The sequence below is a fragment of the Halomonas alkaliantarctica genome, from assembly GCF_029854215.1.
Lineage (GTDB): Bacteria > Pseudomonadota > Gammaproteobacteria > Pseudomonadales > Halomonadaceae > Vreelandella > Vreelandella alkaliantarctica_A.
Map to the genome: position 1 here is coordinate 3,456,287 of NZ_CP122961.1, position 16,121 is coordinate 3,472,407.

Below are 16,121 nucleotides of genomic sequence, written 5' to 3' on the forward strand. Positions count from 1 at the left end.
TCAGTTAAACAGGTTACGTAGGCCATCGCGAAGTTCTTGAGCAGCGCCTTCGCCAAGGCGTTCATCTAGCTCATCTAAAGAGTCGCCTAGACGCTCTTCCAGCTCTTCATTAACTCGCTCGCCCGCTTCGTTGCGCAGCAGGTCAACCACAGCGGTCTGGAACATTTCACGGTCGAATCGGCACCACTCGGTGCGCTCATCGCCAAGATTACCTTCACAGCGTACGGGCAGCGGCAGTTGCTCCAGGCGGGGATTAACTTCACAGGCCGCGTCGGCGGTATCGACCAAGCGAGCATTGGCCCGGGTATCAAAGTTCAAGCTGGCGAGATTAAGTTCGCCTTCGCCACGTACATCTATGCCGGGCAGGGTGATTAGCAAGTCGTCACTTTCCACTAAGCCGTTGATGATTTGGAAGGTAGCATCAAAACGCTCAAAGCGAGTATCGGTGTGCCAATCCCGCAAAGTGCCCTGCCCCTCTAACTGGGCCACCAGTTCGCACATTTGCTTGGAAATGTTGGTATTCAAAATGGCGCCTTCGTTAAGGCGAGCATCAAGCGCGCCATTGAGATTGCCGATAAGTGCTTCACGGGTATTGCCCCGACTGGTGACATCCCCAGTTAAATTGAGGCGGCCGCGCAGCGGTGACGCCTCCTCTTTTTCGCTGATCGCTTCAATCAACGGCGCCATCTGAACATTATTAATGGTCGGCGATAGCGCCCACTCAAGGATGGAATCCGTAGCATCAACCTGACCGGTAGCGCTGAGTTCACCCTCGTAGAAGCCTGACTCAAACGCCGTTAGCCGATGGACGCCGTCGTCGCCACGCAGTTGCAAGCGCGGGTTGTTGAAGGTCAGGCCTGCAAAAATAAGCGTATCGACACTCAGGTCGCCCTCTAGCGCCAGCTCACTGAGTAACGATTGCGGCACTAATGTGTTGGTTTCCTGGGCAAAGGCTTTACGCAAAAAGCCCCGGCTAGCCTGTTTAGCGGTGGCTTCACCGGGTAGATAGCGATCAAGGTCTAGTTGATCACCGGCTAAATCGAACGCTAAGCGTGAACCATCCAGCGCGGCTGTGAGGTCGCCAGTAAAGGTGCTGTCGTCTACTACCAACGAGAGGCTAGGCAGGGAGAGCTGCTCGGCATCACCTTCAATAGGGCTGGTCAGGGCTACATCGCTGAGCGCAGCCTCGCCAGCCGTGGTGAGGGTAACGCCAGCGCGGGCAAGCCATGGGCGCAGCGTAAAGGGAGCAGCGGTTAGCTGGCCACGATAGCGGGGGGCATCGCGCAGCTGCTCAATATTAAGGTGCCCACTGACCCTTAGGCCATCCGGCCCGGTGAGCTGCAGATTCTTGAGCTGGGCTGTTTGTGCCTGCCAATCGCTCTCCAGACCAAAGGCGAGCACCAGCGCCAAGCTGCCCTGCCAGTTATCCGCATTGCGCAGACCCGTTTCAAGCACCCCCTCGTTAATGGTGAGCTGCTGCTCGCCCAACCGAGCAACCAGTTCGGCAGCCTTTAAGCTCAGCTGCTGTGGCTCGCTCTCTGCGCCAGACGTCGTCCGGGTAATCAGTGCCATATCTTCCAGGGCGAAAAGCTCATCCGCTAAACCAAGCCGTACGCGGGTTTCGAGATTGATCTCGCTGGTTAAATCTGGAGTACGCTCCAACACTTCGGCATCGAGCCGGTTATGCTTGGTCAGGGTGAACATGGCCTTCAGCGGAAAGGCGCGCAGCGGGTTGACGTTGCTACCTGAGATATTCAGTTGTTGCATACGCCAGAGTGCTTGGGTTTGCGCATCGCGGAAGCGAATATCGGCATTTTTCACTTCAACGCTAGCAATACTCAACTTCACGGCTAAATTACCGGCGTCCGCATTAGGACCAGCACTGGCGGGCGCTAGCACCGTTTCAGCCGTCCCCTCATTATGCTCTGAGAGACGTTCTAACAAGGGCTCCCAATTGCCCTCACCCTGCTCATCGCGCTCAAGGTTGAGGCGCATACCGTCCAGTGTTAGGCCGTCAACGGCTATTTCCCCACGCAGTAACGGGCCGAATGCCACGCTCACCTCTGCGCGGTCAATCGCGGCGAAGGCGGCGGCTTCTTCAGCCTGCTCGGGCAACCAGGCGCGTGCTTTCTCTACGCTAACGCCTATACGTGGGTAGAATGACCAGTTTATGGGGCCTTCGAGCGCCAAGTTGAGCCCGGTTTGCTCCTCCACAACGGCGGTTAAACGAGGTTTGAAGTCTTCTGGATCCAGGAAGGTGGTCACGTAGACCACGGCGGCGACCGCCACGATGGCGAGGATGCCAACGGCTGCCAGCATAATACGTAATAGCTGTTTCATTACCCTTTCCCTTGTGGGTCTAACTCAACAAAATCGCTGGTGGCGGGCATGCCCGCCACCGGAGTTTCTGGATTGGCCATTGGCCGGTAACCTAACTTGGAGAGCAGCACCCGGTCAGCCAGTGGTAGAGTGGACGTTTCAATGCGCAGGACGCGGCCTTCCTGTTTGGCTTGCTCGCCAAGTAGCGCCATCAAGCGCGAACCGACGCCACGGCGGCGGGTGGTTTTGCGCACGCAGAGCTCAGACAGCCACCATGCCCGGTCTTCACCCTCCTGAACGGCGACGGCCCCCAGCAACCGATCATTGAAGAGTGCGCAGGCAAAAAAGTGCTGACCTGCAAAATGTTGCTCAATAAATGGCTCAACCGTTGGGGTGGGCATACGCTCTTGGGGCGCATCCTGGTAGATGCGCATTAGATCAAGGCGCACCTGTTCATCGGCTTCCCAACGGGCCTGGTCGACGTGGTGCAGTGTCACCGGCATGGTGAAATCCTCTTCGCCAAAGCAGCCTGGCTGCTATTTCTGCCGCAATTGATTGCGGCTACATTTTGCGCATTGTAGCGGATGAGGGCGCTGATTCACTATAATGGTCGCTTCGCCACAGGCTGATCAATCAGTGGTCAGTTGATAAGAGCTTGATGAGAGCCACCAGCCGCCCCTCAGAGTGCGCTTCAGCGCAGGAGATGCAACATGTCAGCGCGTATTGCCACGGTTAGCCGTGACACCAACGAAACGCAGATCAAGGTCAGCGTCAACCTCGACGGTGAAGGCCGTCTTAGCTGCCAAACCGGCGTTCCGTTTCTGGATCATATGCTTGATCAAGTTGCCCGCCACGGGATGATCGATCTCGACATCAATGCCACTGGCGACCTGCATATTGACGACCACCATACCGTAGAAGACCTGGGTATTACGCTAGGCCAAGCTTTTTTTAAAGCCATTGGCGATAAGCGCGGCATTTACCGCTATGGTCACGCCTACGTTCCTCTTGATGAAGCGCTCTCTCGCGTGGTGATCGATTTCTCCGGTCGCCCGGGGCTGTTCATGAACGTTGAGTTCACCCGCGACACCATCGGTAGCCTGGACACCCAGCTGTTCTGGGAGTTTTTCCAGGGTTTCGTCAATCACGCCCGGGTGACGCTGCATATCGACAACATTAAAGGCTTTAATGCCCACCATCAGGCGGAAACGATTTTTAAAGCTTTCGGACGCGCCCTGCGCATGGCCGTGGCGGAAGACCCGCGTATGGCAGGCCAAATGCCCTCCACCAAAGGGAGCTTGTAATGCTGGGCTATATCACGGTCTATATGACCGGCTATGCCGCTAGCCACATTTTGTCTACCTCCATAAGGAGCGCTTCATGACCATTGCTGTGATCGACTATGGAATGGGCAATCTTCATTCTGTCGCCAAAGCGCTGGAGCATGTGACCCATGAAAATGTCGTCATTACCCGCGACCCGCGCCGCATCCTTGGCGCAACGCGTTTAGTGCTACCTGGCCAAGGGGCCATTCGTGACTGCGTTGGCGAACTTGAACGCACCGATTTACGCGGACTGGTAGACGATATTTTAACCCGTCAGGCTAAGCCGTTACTGGGAATCTGCGTGGGACAACAGATGTTGCTTGAGCGCAGCGAAGAGAACGGCGGCGTGGAGTGCCTGGGTTTCTTTAAAGGTAGCGTGGATCGCTTTCCTGGTGATATGCGCGACGCCCACGAGCAGCGCTTGAAAGTACCTCATATGGGCTGGAACGTAGTTGACCAGCACCATGAGCACCCACTTTGGGCAGGCATTGATAACCGTGAACACTTCTACTTCGTGCACAGTTACTACGTCAATGCCGCGGACGATGCCCAGGTATTTGGTACGACCCAATACGGCAAGGTAAGCGCCCACGTGGCCATTGGCCGTGACGCGACCTTCGCGGTGCAGTTCCACCCCGAAAAGAGCTCCCGTGCAGGCCTTCGCCTGCTTGAAAACTTTGTCACCTGGACGCCCTGAGAGGATTTTGTATGTTGGTAATTCCCGCTATTGATCTCAAAGATGGCCAGTGTGTCCGGTTGAAGCAGGGCCGCATGGAAGACGCAACTTCCTACGGTGATGATCCAGTGGCCATGGCGGCACGCTGGGTGGAGGCAGGCGCCCGCCGCCTGCACTTGGTGGACTTGAACGGCGCCTTTGAAGGCAAACCGATGAACGGTGACGCCGTCACGGCTATCGCCCGCGCCTACCCCAACCTGCCGATTCAAATTGGCGGTGGTATTCGTAGTGCGGAAACTATCGAGCACTACTTAAGCGCCGGTGTTTCGTACGTCATTATCGGCACCAAAGCGGTAAAAGAACCCGCTTTTGTCGGCGAGATGTGCCGCGCCTTCCCCGGCCATGTGATCGTTGGGCTGGATGCCAAAGATGGCTATGTCGCCACCGACGGCTGGGCCGAAGTATCCACGATTAAAGCCACCGAACTGGCCAAGCGTTTCGCCAACGACGGTGTCTCCAGCATCGTCTACACCGATATTGCCCGTGACGGCATGATGCAAGGCGTCAACGTGGAAGCCACCGCTGCGCTTGCCCGCGAAGGCGGTTTGCCGGTGATTGCCTCTGGAGGTGTGACCAACCTGGACGACATCAAAGCACTCTGCGAGGTTGCTGATAACGGTATTCTGGGCGCGATTACCGGTCGGGCAATTTACGAAGGCAGCCTGGATGTTGCCGAAGCTCAGCGACTGAGCGACCAACTGACCGGAGGCGGTTCATGAGCCTTACCAAACGCATTATCCCCTGCCTGGACGTAGACGCCGGGCGCGTGGTCAAAGGCGTTAATTTTGTTGGCATTCGCGATGCCGGCGACCCGGTGGAGATTGCCCAGCGCTATAACCAGCAGGGCGCCGATGAAATCACCTTTCTCGACATTACCGCTAGCCACGAAGACCGCGACACAACGGTAGAGATGGTCGAACGCATTGCTGGCGAAGTGTTTATTCCGCTGACCGTCGGCGGTGGCATTCGCAGCTGCGACGACATTCGCACCATGCTGAACGCCGGGGCCGACAAAGTCTCGATCAATACCGCTGCAGTAACCAACCCTGAGTTTGTGCGCGAAGCCGCCGAGCGTTTTGGTAGCCAGTGCATTGTGGTGGCGATTGACGCCAAGCGCGTATCGAAAGAGGGCGAAACGCCTCGCTGGGAGATTTTCACCCACGGTGGCCGCCGCCCCACAGGCCTGGATGCAGTTGAGTGGGCGAAGAAGATGGTGGAGTTCGGCGCTGGCGAGCTACTGCTCACCAGCATGGATCGCGACGGCACAAAGATTGGCTTTGACCTGGGCGTGACCCATGCGATTTCCGAAGCGGTTAGCGTGCCGGTGATTGCCTCTGGCGGTGTGGGCAACCTGGATCACTTGGTAGATGGCGTACTGAAAGGTGGCGCCGATGCGGTACTGGCCGCCAGCATTTTCCACTTTGGCGAGTACACCATTCCTGAAGCTAAGCGCTATATGGCCGAACGCGGCATCGAAATGCGCTTATAGCCTGCCGCCTGCCGGGGCGTTAAGCCCCGGTATCCTCAAGCGATAAGCCAAGATTACTGATCCCACCGTTACGCCCTAATTCTCGAATCTCTTTTAGTGCCGCTTTATCCAGCGGTTCGCTGACCATTTCCAATACGGCATCCTGAAAGTCGTTCTCGTCGGCCATCAACGGGTGGTCGCGAATAATCAGCGCTAGCTTCTGCGCGTCAACTTCGCCCTCGGTGAGTTCTATAAAGGCGCGTACGCCCGCTCGGGATGTACGGCTAACATCGAGCACGGCCTCTGGAGAGTCGCCTTGTAGGGTGTCCAGCAGCGCCGAGACCGACACCACCGCATCCAGAGCGCGTCGAGCGCCAAAGCTGTCATCCTCTTCCGGGGGCTCACACTCGGCTAATTTTTCCGCTTGGCGTGCAAAGTCGATACTGGCATTGGGCACATTAAGTCGCTCCCACACCAAACTCAGTACGGTGCGCAGCGTATGGCTATCGCCCTGGCCTGTGGTTTGCTCATAGAGCACATAGTTAGGCAGCAAACGCTCGCACAGCGCCGCCATAAACGCCTGCTGGGCAGGTAGTGGGAGTTCTTGTAATCGTTGGTAAAAGCCCTGGGGGTTCGACACCATACTGATTTCCTGGATCGCTTGACGTGGGATATTGGTGAAAAGTAGCGGGTACGTTATCGTCTCTATACGCTTGGGGCGATCCCCCAGCGCCTTGATGATTGTACGGCCGGCGAGGAGATTACCATGCATATTCATCTGCTACAGCACGGCCCTGACCATGGCCCCGCCCGATTAACCGACTGGCTAACCAGTATGGGCCATAGTTACACCGTTTTTCATCTCTACGCAGGCGAGCTAACGCCTCGCCCAAACGAGGCGGATGCGCTGATCGTCCTTGATGGCCCAGAGGAGCTACTCCGCCAACCACCGGCGTGGTGTAAAGCTGAAGATAAACTGATCAACCGTTACCTGGATGGGCAAAAACCGCTGCTGGGTATTGGCGTGGGCGCTCACTGGATAGCCCAGGCGCTGGGCTCGGTGGTGGCTCCGGGTACTTATACTGAAACCGGCTGGCATACGGTCACCCTGGCGCCGGAAAGCTCGCTGGATTTACCCGAAACATTCACCGCTTTTATGTGGCATCGCTACGTTTTCAGCCTACCCGACGATGCGCTTCCCCTAGGCGGTAGCGAAGCAGCACCGCTGCAAGGGTTTGCCTGGGATAGAGGTCGCGTTATCGGCCTGCTGTGCCACTTAGAAGCCACCGCGGCTAGCGTCAAACAGCTGCTGGGCACCGCCGAGTGGCCCGGTGCGACGCCTTCCGCTACCCGCTATATTCAGGACGCGGACCAGATATTGGAAGACCCCAACCGCTTTATTCACCTCGCGCCTCAGCTTGACCGACTGATGACCCAGTGGCTTAAAGTAGCGTAACAGCAGCAAGCTGTCAGGCCGTCAGCGGCTCCACTGTCTGGCGGCCTCTAAGCAGCTACCCCAATCGCCCACATGAATCTCTGGCGGCGCAGCGGCGCGCTGCTTCTCTAAGTGGTGGCGGTAAAGCGGGTCGTAGTACTCGGTGAGCAGCGGCGCGAGCCAGGCTTCATGGGCTTGGGGGTTACCTTGAGCATGCTCTTTGAATGCCAGTACCTGCAGCCGCTGTAAACGCTGAAGCCGCGCATTACCCAAGCGCTTCCCTAGCCGGATAAGCGCATTACTTAACTGCGCCTGCATTAATTGCCAGCCCTGGTAGGCCCCATGACGAGCGGCATAGGCCTGCTCCAGGTCAATAATATAATCCTGCTGAATCTGGGCAAGGCGCCAATCCAGCGGCATTTCGATACGTATCCGGGGGGCTTGCTGCTGTGCTCGCCAGAAGTTCAATGGAATATTGGCGTTTCCAATCTGCCGGGACTCATCTTCAATGACCAGCCTTTCCGTCAGCCCGATGAGCCGCTTGGCCAGCGCATGCTCAAAGTTGATTTGGGTAGCAGGCTCTTCGGGCCTGCGCCCAAAGGCAGAGCCTTTATGGTGCGCATAAGCCTCTAGATCGACGCCATTATCGAGCTGATTAATCAGCGTTGTTTTTGCGCAACCGGTGAGCCCTGCGACCACCAACATCGGCTGAAGCGCTGCCGTATCAATACGCTCACAAAGCGCTTGGCGCATGGCTTTCCAACCGCCCTCAAGCCGTGGCCTGTAGATACCAGCGTCTTCTAACCACTGCTGAGCAATTTGCGAACGCAGCCCGCCGCGAAAGCAGTAAATCAGCGCGTTGGGATACTCGGCTAAATACGCCTGCCACGCGGCGATGCGTGCCTGCTTGACCTCGCCGCTGACTAAACGCTCGCCCAGCTCAATCGCCGCGGCTTGGCCGTGCTTTTTATAGGCAATGCCCACCTGACGACGCTCATCATCGACCATTAAGGGCAGATTGACGGCGCCGGGCAGCGCGCCCTGGGCAAATTCCACCGGAGCGCGCACATCAATCAGCGGCCGCCCTTCTTTGATCAAACCCAATACCGCTGGCGTCGTGGCTGACATAGAGGCTAGGGTCACCCGACCACCTCAATGGAGGCGCTGCCTTGGCGCGCTTTCATTACTCCAAATGAACGCAATGAAAGCCCGAATTCACGGCCAATACGTTCCACGTCATCTTCCCAGGCAGGGTCAACGCTTAGCAACAAACCGCCGGAGGTTTGCGGATCGCACAGCCACTGCCAGTGGGCGTCATCCATAGCGGGCAGACTTTCTCCCAGGGCATCACGATTGCGCAGCGTACCGCCGGGCACAGCGCCTTGGCGGCGATAGGATTCTGCCTCGGCTAAGCGTGGTAGGCGGCGGAAATCAATTTGCGCCATGACGTTACTGGCTTGGCACATCTCTGTAAGGTGGCCTGCCAGACCAAAACCGGTGACATCGGTCATGGCGTTCACCCCTTTCACATCGGCAAGTTTCACGCCAATGCTGTTGGACTTGAGCATGGTTTCACGGGCAAGCCCATGGTGGCCCATTTCCAATAAACCGCGCTTTTCTGCCGTAGTTAACATACCCACGCCTAACGGCTTGGTTAAGAACAGTAGATCACCGGGCTTGGCAGTGCTGTTTAGCTTGAGTTTGTCTAGATCAATCAAGCCGTTTACTGCGAGCCCGAAAATTGGCTCGGGCGCATCAATGGAGTGCCCCCCCGCCAGGGCAACGCCTAATTCACGACATACCGCCTGGGCACCGGCCATTACGTCCCCCGCGACTTCAGCGCTAAGCTTATCCAGCGGCCAACCAAGAATGCCTAACGCCATGACCGGCGTGCCGCCCATGGCGTAAACATCGCTGATGGCATTGGTCGCCGCGATACGCCCAAAATCGAAGGGGTCATCGACAATAGGCATAAAGAAATCCGTGGTGGCAATCATGCCGCGGCCATCGCCCAGATCGTACACAGCCGCATCCTCGCGCCCTTGATTGCCGACGATAAGCCGCTTATGGCCCGCCACTGGCCCCGCCTTGGCGAGAATGCCATCCAGTACGTCCGGGGCGATTTTGCAGCCACAGCCCGCGCCGTGGCTATATTGGGTCAGGCGAATCGAACTCATCGTGTCTCTCCTTGGCACTTGGGGAAATATATATTTAGTTTAGCCCAGCATGACATATGCTACAGGGCATCCAGCGCATCGCTGAGCTTATCCACGGCAATCACCTCCATGCCCTTGGGCGCCTGCTTGGGTGCGTTAGCGCGCGGCACAATGGCGCGTAGAAAGCCGTGCTTGGCCGCTTCGGCAATGCGTTCTTGGCCGCTGGGCACCGGGCGTATCTCGCCCGATAGCCCAACCTCACCGAATACCACTAGCTCTTTGGGCAGTGCGCGATTTTGCAGACTCGACACCACCGCTAGCAATACCGCCAGGTCGGCGCTGGTTTCGAGCACTTTGACACCGCCGACGACGTTCAAGAACACATCCTGGTCGCCGGTAAACAACCCACCGTGGCGATTAAGCACCGCAAGCAGCATGGCCAGACGGTTTTGATCCACGCCGACGGCGACTCGGCGAGGATTGCCCAGCGCCGATTCATCTACCAGCGCCTGCACCTCGACTAGAATCGGTCGAGTGCCTTCCCAGACCACCATGACTAAACTACCCGGCGCTTGCTCCTCCTGACGGGAAAGAAAGATTGCGCTGGGGTTTTTAACTTCTTTAAGGCCCTGTTCAAGCATGGCGAAAACACCTAGCTCGTTGACGGCGCCAAAGCGGTTTTTCTGCCCCCGCAGGGTGCGAAAGCGTGAGTCTGCGCCGCCTTCCAAGAGCAGAGAAGCATCGATCATATGCTCAAGTACTTTAGGGCCTGCCAGCGAACCGTCCTTGGTCACGTGCCCCACCAATAGCAGAACGGTGTTCGTCTTCTTAGCAAAGCGCGTTAACGCCGCGGCTGACTCGCGCACCTGGGCAACGCCGCCCGGCGCAGAACTGATATCTTCCAGATGCATGGTCTGGATGGAGTCGATCACCAGAATCTCTGGCTTCTCTCGTTCAGACACCGCTAGAATGGTTTCTACGCTGGTCTCGGCTAGCATTTTCAAGCCATTGGTAGGTAGCTGCAGGCGGTGGGCACGCATGGCTACCTGGGAAAGCGACTCCTCACCGGTCACATAGAGGATACGCCGCTGCTGGGCCAGTTTGCAGGCCGTCTGCAGTAGTAGGGTCGATTTGCCCGCCCCAGGATTGCCACCCAACAGCACCGCCGAACCGGGTACAAGCCCACCCCCTAGCACGCGATCAAACTCCGCGAAGGTGGAACTCATGCGTGGCACTTCACTAAGATCCACATTGCCCAGGTCGATCACTTCGCGGGACAGATCACCCGTATAGCCAGATCGACCAGGGGCTGTGCCGCCACCAGGGCGAGCGCTCGCCAAGTGCACTTCACTAAGCGTATTCCACTCTTGGCAACTGCTGCACTGTCCCTGCCATTTACGGTATTCGGCGCCGCACTCGGTGCATACAAAGGCGCTTTTGGCTTTTGCCACTGCCATTACACTCCTACTGTTGCTGTCACTAAGTGGCAACGTTCGCTGGGCTGCCGCTAGCATTCAATGTCGTTAAGCACTTTTGACCGTTGCGTACTCTGTATTCATTAGTGCCAGCAAACACAAAAGGCGGCCAGAGGCCGCCTTTTGTACTACTGGCTAACGCCTTATTGACGCTTTAGCTGCAGCATTTCACCGTTTTCAAAACGACGACGCTCTGGGTCAATCAGCTCCAGCGTGCTCTGATCAATACGCATGAAGTAATAGATCTGACCATCGCCATCTGGCGTCAGCTCGTAAACAGTCGCATCTGGGTCAGAGGGTGTACCGGTCAGCACTTCCCAGTTACCCGCGTAGTTTTCATCCGGCGGGGTTTGGGGGTGGTTACGGTAGCTGGCGTTCAATGTGAAGGTGCGCTCCTCGGCGGCACTCGTATCTTCACCCACCATTGTGACATCCAGATCGATACCATCGCAGTTACGGCAAGGTAATGAACCTTGGTAAGTTGCCTGCGCGGCGGCAGCCTCTTCTTGCTGCTGTTCCATGGGGCTGCTCGCACAGCCAGCCAGTAGTGCCAACATAGCCGAACCGGCCAGCAAACTCTTAAGTTGCATAGAGTGTCTCCTTAATCTCGTGTTGGACATCACATTTATTTACGCGCACTTATGACAGCATAACCGCTACAAGGTGCGACGCACACCCCCTAGTGATGCGAATGCTTGCGCTAAGTTAGCCTTCAAGCGACCATGGTGCACCTTGCTAGGATAATCAGGTTACCCACATGAGCCAATACTGGAGTCCGGCCGTTCGCGAACTTACGCCTTACGTGCCCGGCGAGCAGCCACGCGAGCAGCTTGTTAAGCTCAATACCAATGAAAACCCTTACCCACCTGCGCCTGGCGTCGGTGAGGCGCTACGCAATTACGCGACCGACCATCTGCGCCTCTACCCTGACCCTACCTCCAAAGCGCTGCGTGAAGCGTTAGCGGAGACGTTTAAGGTAGCGAGTAGCCAAGTGTTTGTCGGCAACGGTTCCGATGAAGTACTGGCATTCGCTTTTCAGGCCTTCTTTTGCCATCAGGCACCGCTTGATGTGCCTGCCATTACCTATAGCTTTTACCCTGTTTACGCCAATCTTTATGGCGTTGAGCTGCGTAAGCATCCGCTCAATAAGAAGTGGGAAGTCGATATTGATGCGCTGGCGTCGGAAACCGACCGCAGCGGTGTTATTTTCGCTAACCCGAATGCCCCTACCGGACACGCTCACTCGCTCACAACGATAGAGGCGCTGCTTAAGCGCGTCACTGATCGAGTAGTGCTGGTAGACGAGGCGTATGTCGATTTCGGCGCTGAGAGTGCTGTAACGCTAGTTGATCGCTACCCGAACCTGATTGTCACCGGTACGTTTTCTAAGTCCCGCAGCTTGGCAGGCTTGCGGTTGGGTTATGCGGTGGGCTCTGAGGAATTGATTGATGGCCTGCTGCGGGTAAAAGATTCTTTCAACTCTTACCCAGTGGATAGCCTAGCAAGCTTAGTAGGTATCGCCGCTCTTAAAGATGTCGAGCATTTCGAAGCTTGCCGCGAGCATGTCATTACTACTCGCGAACGTACTCGCCAACGCCTTGAAGCGTTAGGGTTTGAGGTACTGCCCTCTAAAGCCAACTTCGTGCTTGCCCAACACCCTAACTATGAAGGCGCGCAGCTATTTGCTGGCCTACGCGAGCGAGGCATTCTGGTGCGTCATTTTAATACCTCAGACCTCAACAACTTCCTACGTATCACCATCGGCACCGATGATGAGATGAATAGCCTGATTGAAGCGTTAGAGACGATCTGCGCTTAACCTTTCATGTGTAAGTTTTATCTGGGCGGCGCAAGCCGCCTTTTTTATCGGCTGCTTTTATTACACTTTTCTTCCACACACAAAAAACCCAGCCGATTGGCTGGGTTTTTTGTGGTATAGGTGCCTGACGATGACCTACTCTCGCATGGGGAGACCCCACACTACCATCGGCGCTAAGCGGTTTCACTTCTGAGTTCGGCAAGGGATCAGGTGGTTCACGCGTGCTATGGTCGTCAGGCGTAACTGGCTATATATCATGCTGACTGTTTTTAACTAAATTGTGTGCGTCTTATGGTGCCGCCCTGGCTGTTGCCTGGGCCACACGCTGCGTATCCGGCTTCATCAACGTCATCATCACGACCAGACCCCTTGGGTGTTATAGGGTCAAGCCTCACGGGCCATTAGTACACGTTAGCTCAACGCCTTGCAGCGCTTCCACACCGTGCCTATCAACCAGCTGGTCTCGCTGGGCCCTTCAGGAGGCTCTAGGCCTCAGGGATGTCTCATCTTGAAGGGGGCTTCCCGCTTAGATGCTTTCAGCGGTTATCCCGTCCGACCATAGCTACCCGGCAATGCCACTGGCGTGACAACCGGAACACCAGAGGGTCGTCCACTCCGGTCCTCTCGTACTAGGAGCAGCCCTTCTCAAACATCCAACGCCCACGGCAGATAGGGACCGAACTGTCTCACGACGTTCTAAACCCAGCTCGCGTACCACTTTAAATGGCGAACAGCCATACCCTTGGGACCGACTTCAGCCCCAGGATGTGATGAGCCGACATCGAGGTGCCAAACACCGCCGTCGATGTGAACTCTTGGGCGGTATCAGCCTGTTATCCCCGGAGTACCTTTTATCCGTTGAGCGATGGCCCTTCCATACAGAACCACCGGATCACTAGAACCTGCTTTCGCACCTGCTCGACGTGTCTGTCTCGCAGTCAAGCACCCTTATGCTCTTGCACTCAATGCACGATGTCCGACCGTGCTGAGGGTACCTTCGTGCTCCTCCGTTACTCTTTAGGAGGAGACCGCCCCAGTCAAACTACCCACCACACACTGTCCTCGATCCGGATAACGGACCTGAGTGAGAACGCCAATGATGCCAGGCTGGTATTTCAAGGTTGGCTCCCTCCGAACTGGCGTCCAGAGTTCAAAGCCTCCCAGCTATCCTACACAGGCAACATCAGCGTCCAGTGTGAAGCTATAGTAAAGGTTCACGGGGTCTTTCCGTCTAGCCGCGGGTACACCGCATCTTCACGGCGATTTCAATTTCACTGAGTCTCGGGTGGAGACAGCGTGGCCATCATTACGCCATTCGTGCAGGTCGGAACTTACCCGACAAGGAATTTCGCTACCTTAGGACCGTTATAGTTACGGCCGCCGTTTACCGGGGCTTCAATCAAGAGCTTCGCCTTGCGGCTAACACCATCATTTAACCTTCCGGCACCGGGCAGGCGTCACACCCTATACGTCCGCTTGCGCGTTAGCAGAGTGCTGTGTTTTTAATAAACAGTTGCAGCCACCTGGTATCTTCGACCGGTTCGGGCTTAGAGAGCAAGTCTCATCACCCTACGCCGGCGTGCCTTCTCCCGAAGTTACGGCACCATTTTGCCTAGTTCCTTCACCCGAGTTCTCTCAAGCGCCTTGGGATTCTCACCCTGACCACCTGTGTCGGTTTGGGGTACGGTCGCACATGATCTGAAGCTTAGAGGCTTTTCCTGGAAGCGTGGCATCAGTGACTTCCTGACCGTGGTCAGTTCGTTTCGTGTCTCGGCCTTAAAGGATCCCGGATTTACCTAAGATCCCAGCCTACTCACTTTCACCAGGACTACCAACGCCTGGCTCACCTAGCCTTCTTCGTCCCCCCATCGCAACCATGTCCGGTACGGGAATATTGACCCGTTTCCCATCGACTACGCCTTTCGGCCTCGCCTTAGGGGCCGACTCACTCTGCTCCGATTAGCGTCGAACAGAAACCCTTGGTCTTCCGGCGAGGGAGTTTTTCACTCCCTTTATCGTTACTCATGTCAGCATTCGCACTCGTGATACCTCCAGCAGACTTCTCAATCCACCTTCATTGGCGTACACGACGCTCCTCTACCGCTCATCCTAAAAGGATGAACCCGTAGCTTCGGTACCTGGTTTAGCCCCGTTACATCTTCCGCGCAGGCCGACTCGACTAGTGAGCTATTACGCTTTCTTTAAAGGATGGCTGCTTCTAAGCCAACCTCCTAGCTGTCTAAGCCTTCCCACATCGTTTCCCACTTAACCAGGATTTCGGGACCTTAGCTGACGGTCTGGGTTGTTTCCCTTTTCACGACGGACGTTAGCACCCGCCGTGTGTCTCCCACGCGTTACTCACCGGTATTCGGAGTTTGCCTCGGGTTGGTAAGTCGGGATGACCCCCTAGCCGAAACAGTGCTCTACCCCCGGCGGTACTACGTGAGGCGCTACCTAAATAGCTTTCGAGGAGAACCAGCTATCTCCGAGCTTGATTAGCCTTTCACTCCGATCCACAAGTCATCCAAATCTTTTTCAACAGATCCTGGTTCGGGCCTCCAGTTGATGTTACTCAACCTTCACCCTGCTCATGGATAGATCGCTCGGTTTCGGGTCTATATCCAGCGACTGTGTCGCCCAGTTAAGACTCGGTTTCCCTACGGCTCCCCTATACGGTTAACCTCGCCACTGAATATAAGTCGCTGACCCATTATACAAAAGGTACGCAGTCACAGAACAAGTCTGCTCCTACTGCTTGTACGCACACGGTTTCAGGATCTATTTCACTCCCCTCTCCGGGGTTCTTTTCGCCTTTCCCTCACGGTACTGGTTCACTATCGGTCAGTCAGGAGTATTTAGCCTTGGAGGATGGTCCCCCCGTCTTCAGTCAAGGTTTCTCGTGCCCCGACCTACTCGATTTCACATGATCAGATTTTCGACTACGGGGCTATCACCCGCTACGGCCAGACTTCCCAATCTGTTCGCCTAATCATTCACATGCTTAAGGGCTGGTCCCCGTTCGCTCGCCGCTACTAGGGGAATCTCGGTTGATTTCTTTTCCTCAGGGTACTTAGATGTTTCAGTTCCCCTGGTTCGCCTCTTACACCTATGTATTCAGTGTAAGATACTGACCTTATGGTCAGTGGGTTTCCCCATTCAGAAATGTCCGGGTCACAGGTTGTTGCCACCTCACCGAACCTTATCGCAGGCTACCACGTCTTTCATCGCCTCTGACTGCCTAGGCATCCACCGTGTGCGCTTAATTGCTTGACCCTATAACCCGAAGGAGTCTGGATATCGCAATAATCACGTTTCATTTTGCCGGATACGCTGACGCGTATCACAATTTAAGACCACTTCTTGCGAAGTGTTCTTGTCAGCATGATAT

General features: G+C 56.1%; 13 protein-coding genes and 2 rRNA genes. 6 read left to right on the forward strand and 9 right to left on the reverse strand.

Annotation, left to right across the window (positions count from 1 at the left end; all coding sequences use genetic code 11):
* Positions 1–2,340 carry an AsmA family protein gene (locus QEN58_RS15925; RefSeq protein WP_280104580.1) on the reverse strand — a complete coding sequence of 780 codons (2,340 nt, stop codon included), beginning with the start codon at positions 2,338–2,340 and terminating at the stop codon, positions 1–3.
* On the reverse strand, positions 2,340–2,822 hold the full coding sequence (locus QEN58_RS15930; RefSeq protein ID WP_280104581.1) for a GNAT family N-acetyltransferase: 483 nt from the start codon (positions 2,820–2,822) through the stop codon (positions 2,340–2,342). Before QEN58_RS15930 ends, QEN58_RS15925 begins: the two co-directional genes overlap by 1 nt.
* Positions 2,823–3,029: 207 nt before the next feature.
* On the opposite strand from QEN58_RS15930, the gene hisB reads away from it, so the two are divergent.
* From hisB to hisF, 4 genes are all read left to right on the forward strand, one after another.
* Positions 3,030–3,623 (forward strand): imidazoleglycerol-phosphate dehydratase HisB, encoded by a 594-nt coding sequence (gene hisB, locus QEN58_RS15935; RefSeq protein ID WP_280104582.1) that lies wholly within the window; start codon positions 3,030–3,032, stop codon positions 3,621–3,623.
* 76 nt (positions 3,624–3,699) lie between these two features.
* Positions 3,700–4,341 carry an imidazole glycerol phosphate synthase subunit HisH gene (hisH, locus tag QEN58_RS15940; protein WP_280104583.1) on the forward strand — a complete coding sequence of 214 codons (642 nt, stop codon included), beginning with the start codon at positions 3,700–3,702 and terminating at the stop codon, positions 4,339–4,341.
* 11 nt (positions 4,342–4,352) lie between these two features.
* Positions 4,353–5,099, forward strand: coding sequence for a 1-(5-phosphoribosyl)-5-[(5-phosphoribosylamino)methylideneamino]imidazole-4-carboxamide isomerase (hisA, locus tag QEN58_RS15945; RefSeq protein ID WP_280104584.1), 747 nt, complete (start codon positions 4,353–4,355; stop codon positions 5,097–5,099).
* Positions 5,096–5,869 (forward strand): imidazole glycerol phosphate synthase subunit HisF, encoded by a 774-nt coding sequence (gene hisF, locus QEN58_RS15950; protein ID WP_008957631.1) that lies wholly within the window; start codon positions 5,096–5,098, stop codon positions 5,867–5,869. The genes hisA and hisF overlap by 4 nt, the downstream gene beginning before the upstream one ends.
* A 19-nt stretch (positions 5,870–5,888) precedes the next feature.
* On the opposite strand, the gene QEN58_RS15955 is transcribed toward hisF, so the two are convergent.
* The gene (locus tag QEN58_RS15955) at positions 5,889–6,491 is read right to left on the reverse strand and encodes a YjaG family protein (protein ID WP_280106952.1); all 603 of its coding nucleotides are present in this window, start codon (positions 6,489–6,491) and stop codon (positions 5,889–5,891) included.
* Positions 6,492–6,614: 123 nt separating this feature from the next.
* On the opposite strand from QEN58_RS15955, the gene QEN58_RS15960 reads away from it, so the two are divergent.
* Positions 6,615–7,304: a type 1 glutamine amidotransferase gene (locus tag QEN58_RS15960; RefSeq protein WP_280104585.1), complete on the forward strand. Its 690-nt coding sequence runs from the start codon at positions 6,615–6,617 to the stop codon at positions 7,302–7,304.
* A gap of 21 nt (positions 7,305–7,325) precedes the next feature.
* Here QEN58_RS15960 and mnmH read toward each other — a convergent pair whose 3' ends face one another.
* From mnmH to QEN58_RS15980, 4 genes are all read right to left on the reverse strand, one after another.
* The gene (mnmH, locus tag QEN58_RS15965) at positions 7,326–8,411 is read right to left on the reverse strand and encodes a tRNA 2-selenouridine(34) synthase MnmH (protein WP_280104586.1); all 1,086 of its coding nucleotides are present in this window, start codon (positions 8,409–8,411) and stop codon (positions 7,326–7,328) included.
* A gap of 11 nt (positions 8,412–8,422) precedes the next feature.
* Positions 8,423–9,460, reverse strand: a complete 1,038-nt coding sequence (selD, locus tag QEN58_RS15970) for a selenide, water dikinase SelD (protein ID WP_280104587.1) — start codon at positions 9,458–9,460, stop codon at positions 8,423–8,425.
* Between the two features lie 59 nt (positions 9,461–9,519).
* On the reverse strand, positions 9,520–10,890 hold the full coding sequence (gene radA / locus QEN58_RS15975) for a DNA repair protein RadA (protein ID WP_280106953.1): 1,371 nt from the start codon (positions 10,888–10,890) through the stop codon (positions 9,520–9,522).
* Positions 10,891–11,057: 167 nt separating this feature from the next.
* Positions 11,058–11,504, reverse strand: a complete 447-nt coding sequence (locus tag QEN58_RS15980) for a copper resistance protein NlpE N-terminal domain-containing protein (protein WP_280104588.1) — start codon at positions 11,502–11,504, stop codon at positions 11,058–11,060.
* Positions 11,505–11,671: 167 nt separating this feature from the next.
* Between QEN58_RS15980 and hisC the strand changes: the two genes are divergently transcribed.
* Complete coding sequence (hisC, locus tag QEN58_RS15985; RefSeq protein WP_280104589.1) at positions 11,672–12,733, forward strand: histidinol-phosphate transaminase; 1,062 nt, start codon at positions 11,672–11,674, stop codon at positions 12,731–12,733.
* Between the two features lie 122 nt (positions 12,734–12,855).
* On the opposite strand, the gene rrf is transcribed toward hisC, so the two are convergent.
* Both rrf and QEN58_RS15995 read right to left on the reverse strand, forming a co-directional pair.
* Positions 12,856–12,971: ribosomal RNA gene (gene rrf / locus QEN58_RS15990) — 5S ribosomal RNA — on the reverse strand.
* A 142-nt stretch (positions 12,972–13,113) separates the two neighbouring features.
* Positions 13,114–16,006: ribosomal RNA gene (locus QEN58_RS15995) — 23S ribosomal RNA — on the reverse strand.
* Between the last annotated feature and the right edge of the window lie 115 nt (positions 16,007–16,121).

Bases quoted from the DNA above. Each gene is read 5' to 3' on its own strand.
- hisH (WP_280104583.1), top strand. From the start codon at position 3,700: ATGACCATTGCTGTGATCGACTATGGAATGGGCAATCTTCATTCTGTC.
- QEN58_RS15955 (WP_280106952.1), bottom strand. From the start codon at position 6,491: ATGGTGTCGAACCCCCAGGGCTTTTACCAACGATTACAAGAACTCCCA.
- hisF (WP_008957631.1), top strand. From the start codon at position 5,096: ATGAGCCTTACCAAACGCATTATCCCCTGCCTGGACGTAGACGCCGGG.
- QEN58_RS15925 (WP_280104580.1), bottom strand. From the start codon at position 2,340: ATGAAACAGCTATTACGTATTATGCTGGCAGCCGTTGGCATCCTCGCC.
- QEN58_RS15960 (WP_280104585.1), top strand. From the start codon at position 6,615: ATGCATATTCATCTGCTACAGCACGGCCCTGACCATGGCCCCGCCCGA.
- hisB (WP_280104582.1), top strand. From the start codon at position 3,030: ATGTCAGCGCGTATTGCCACGGTTAGCCGTGACACCAACGAAACGCAG.
- QEN58_RS15980 (WP_280104588.1), bottom strand. From the start codon at position 11,504: ATGCAACTTAAGAGTTTGCTGGCCGGTTCGGCTATGTTGGCACTACTG.
- selD (WP_280104587.1), bottom strand. From the start codon at position 9,460: ATGAGTTCGATTCGCCTGACCCAATATAGCCACGGCGCGGGCTGTGGC.
- hisC (WP_280104589.1), top strand. From the start codon at position 11,672: ATGAGCCAATACTGGAGTCCGGCCGTTCGCGAACTTACGCCTTACGTG.
- mnmH (WP_280104586.1), bottom strand. From the start codon at position 8,411: ATGTCAGCCACGACGCCAGCGGTATTGGGTTTGATCAAAGAAGGGCGG.
- hisA (WP_280104584.1), top strand. From the start codon at position 4,353: ATGTTGGTAATTCCCGCTATTGATCTCAAAGATGGCCAGTGTGTCCGG.
- QEN58_RS15930 (WP_280104581.1), bottom strand. From the start codon at position 2,822: ATGCCGGTGACACTGCACCACGTCGACCAGGCCCGTTGGGAAGCCGAT.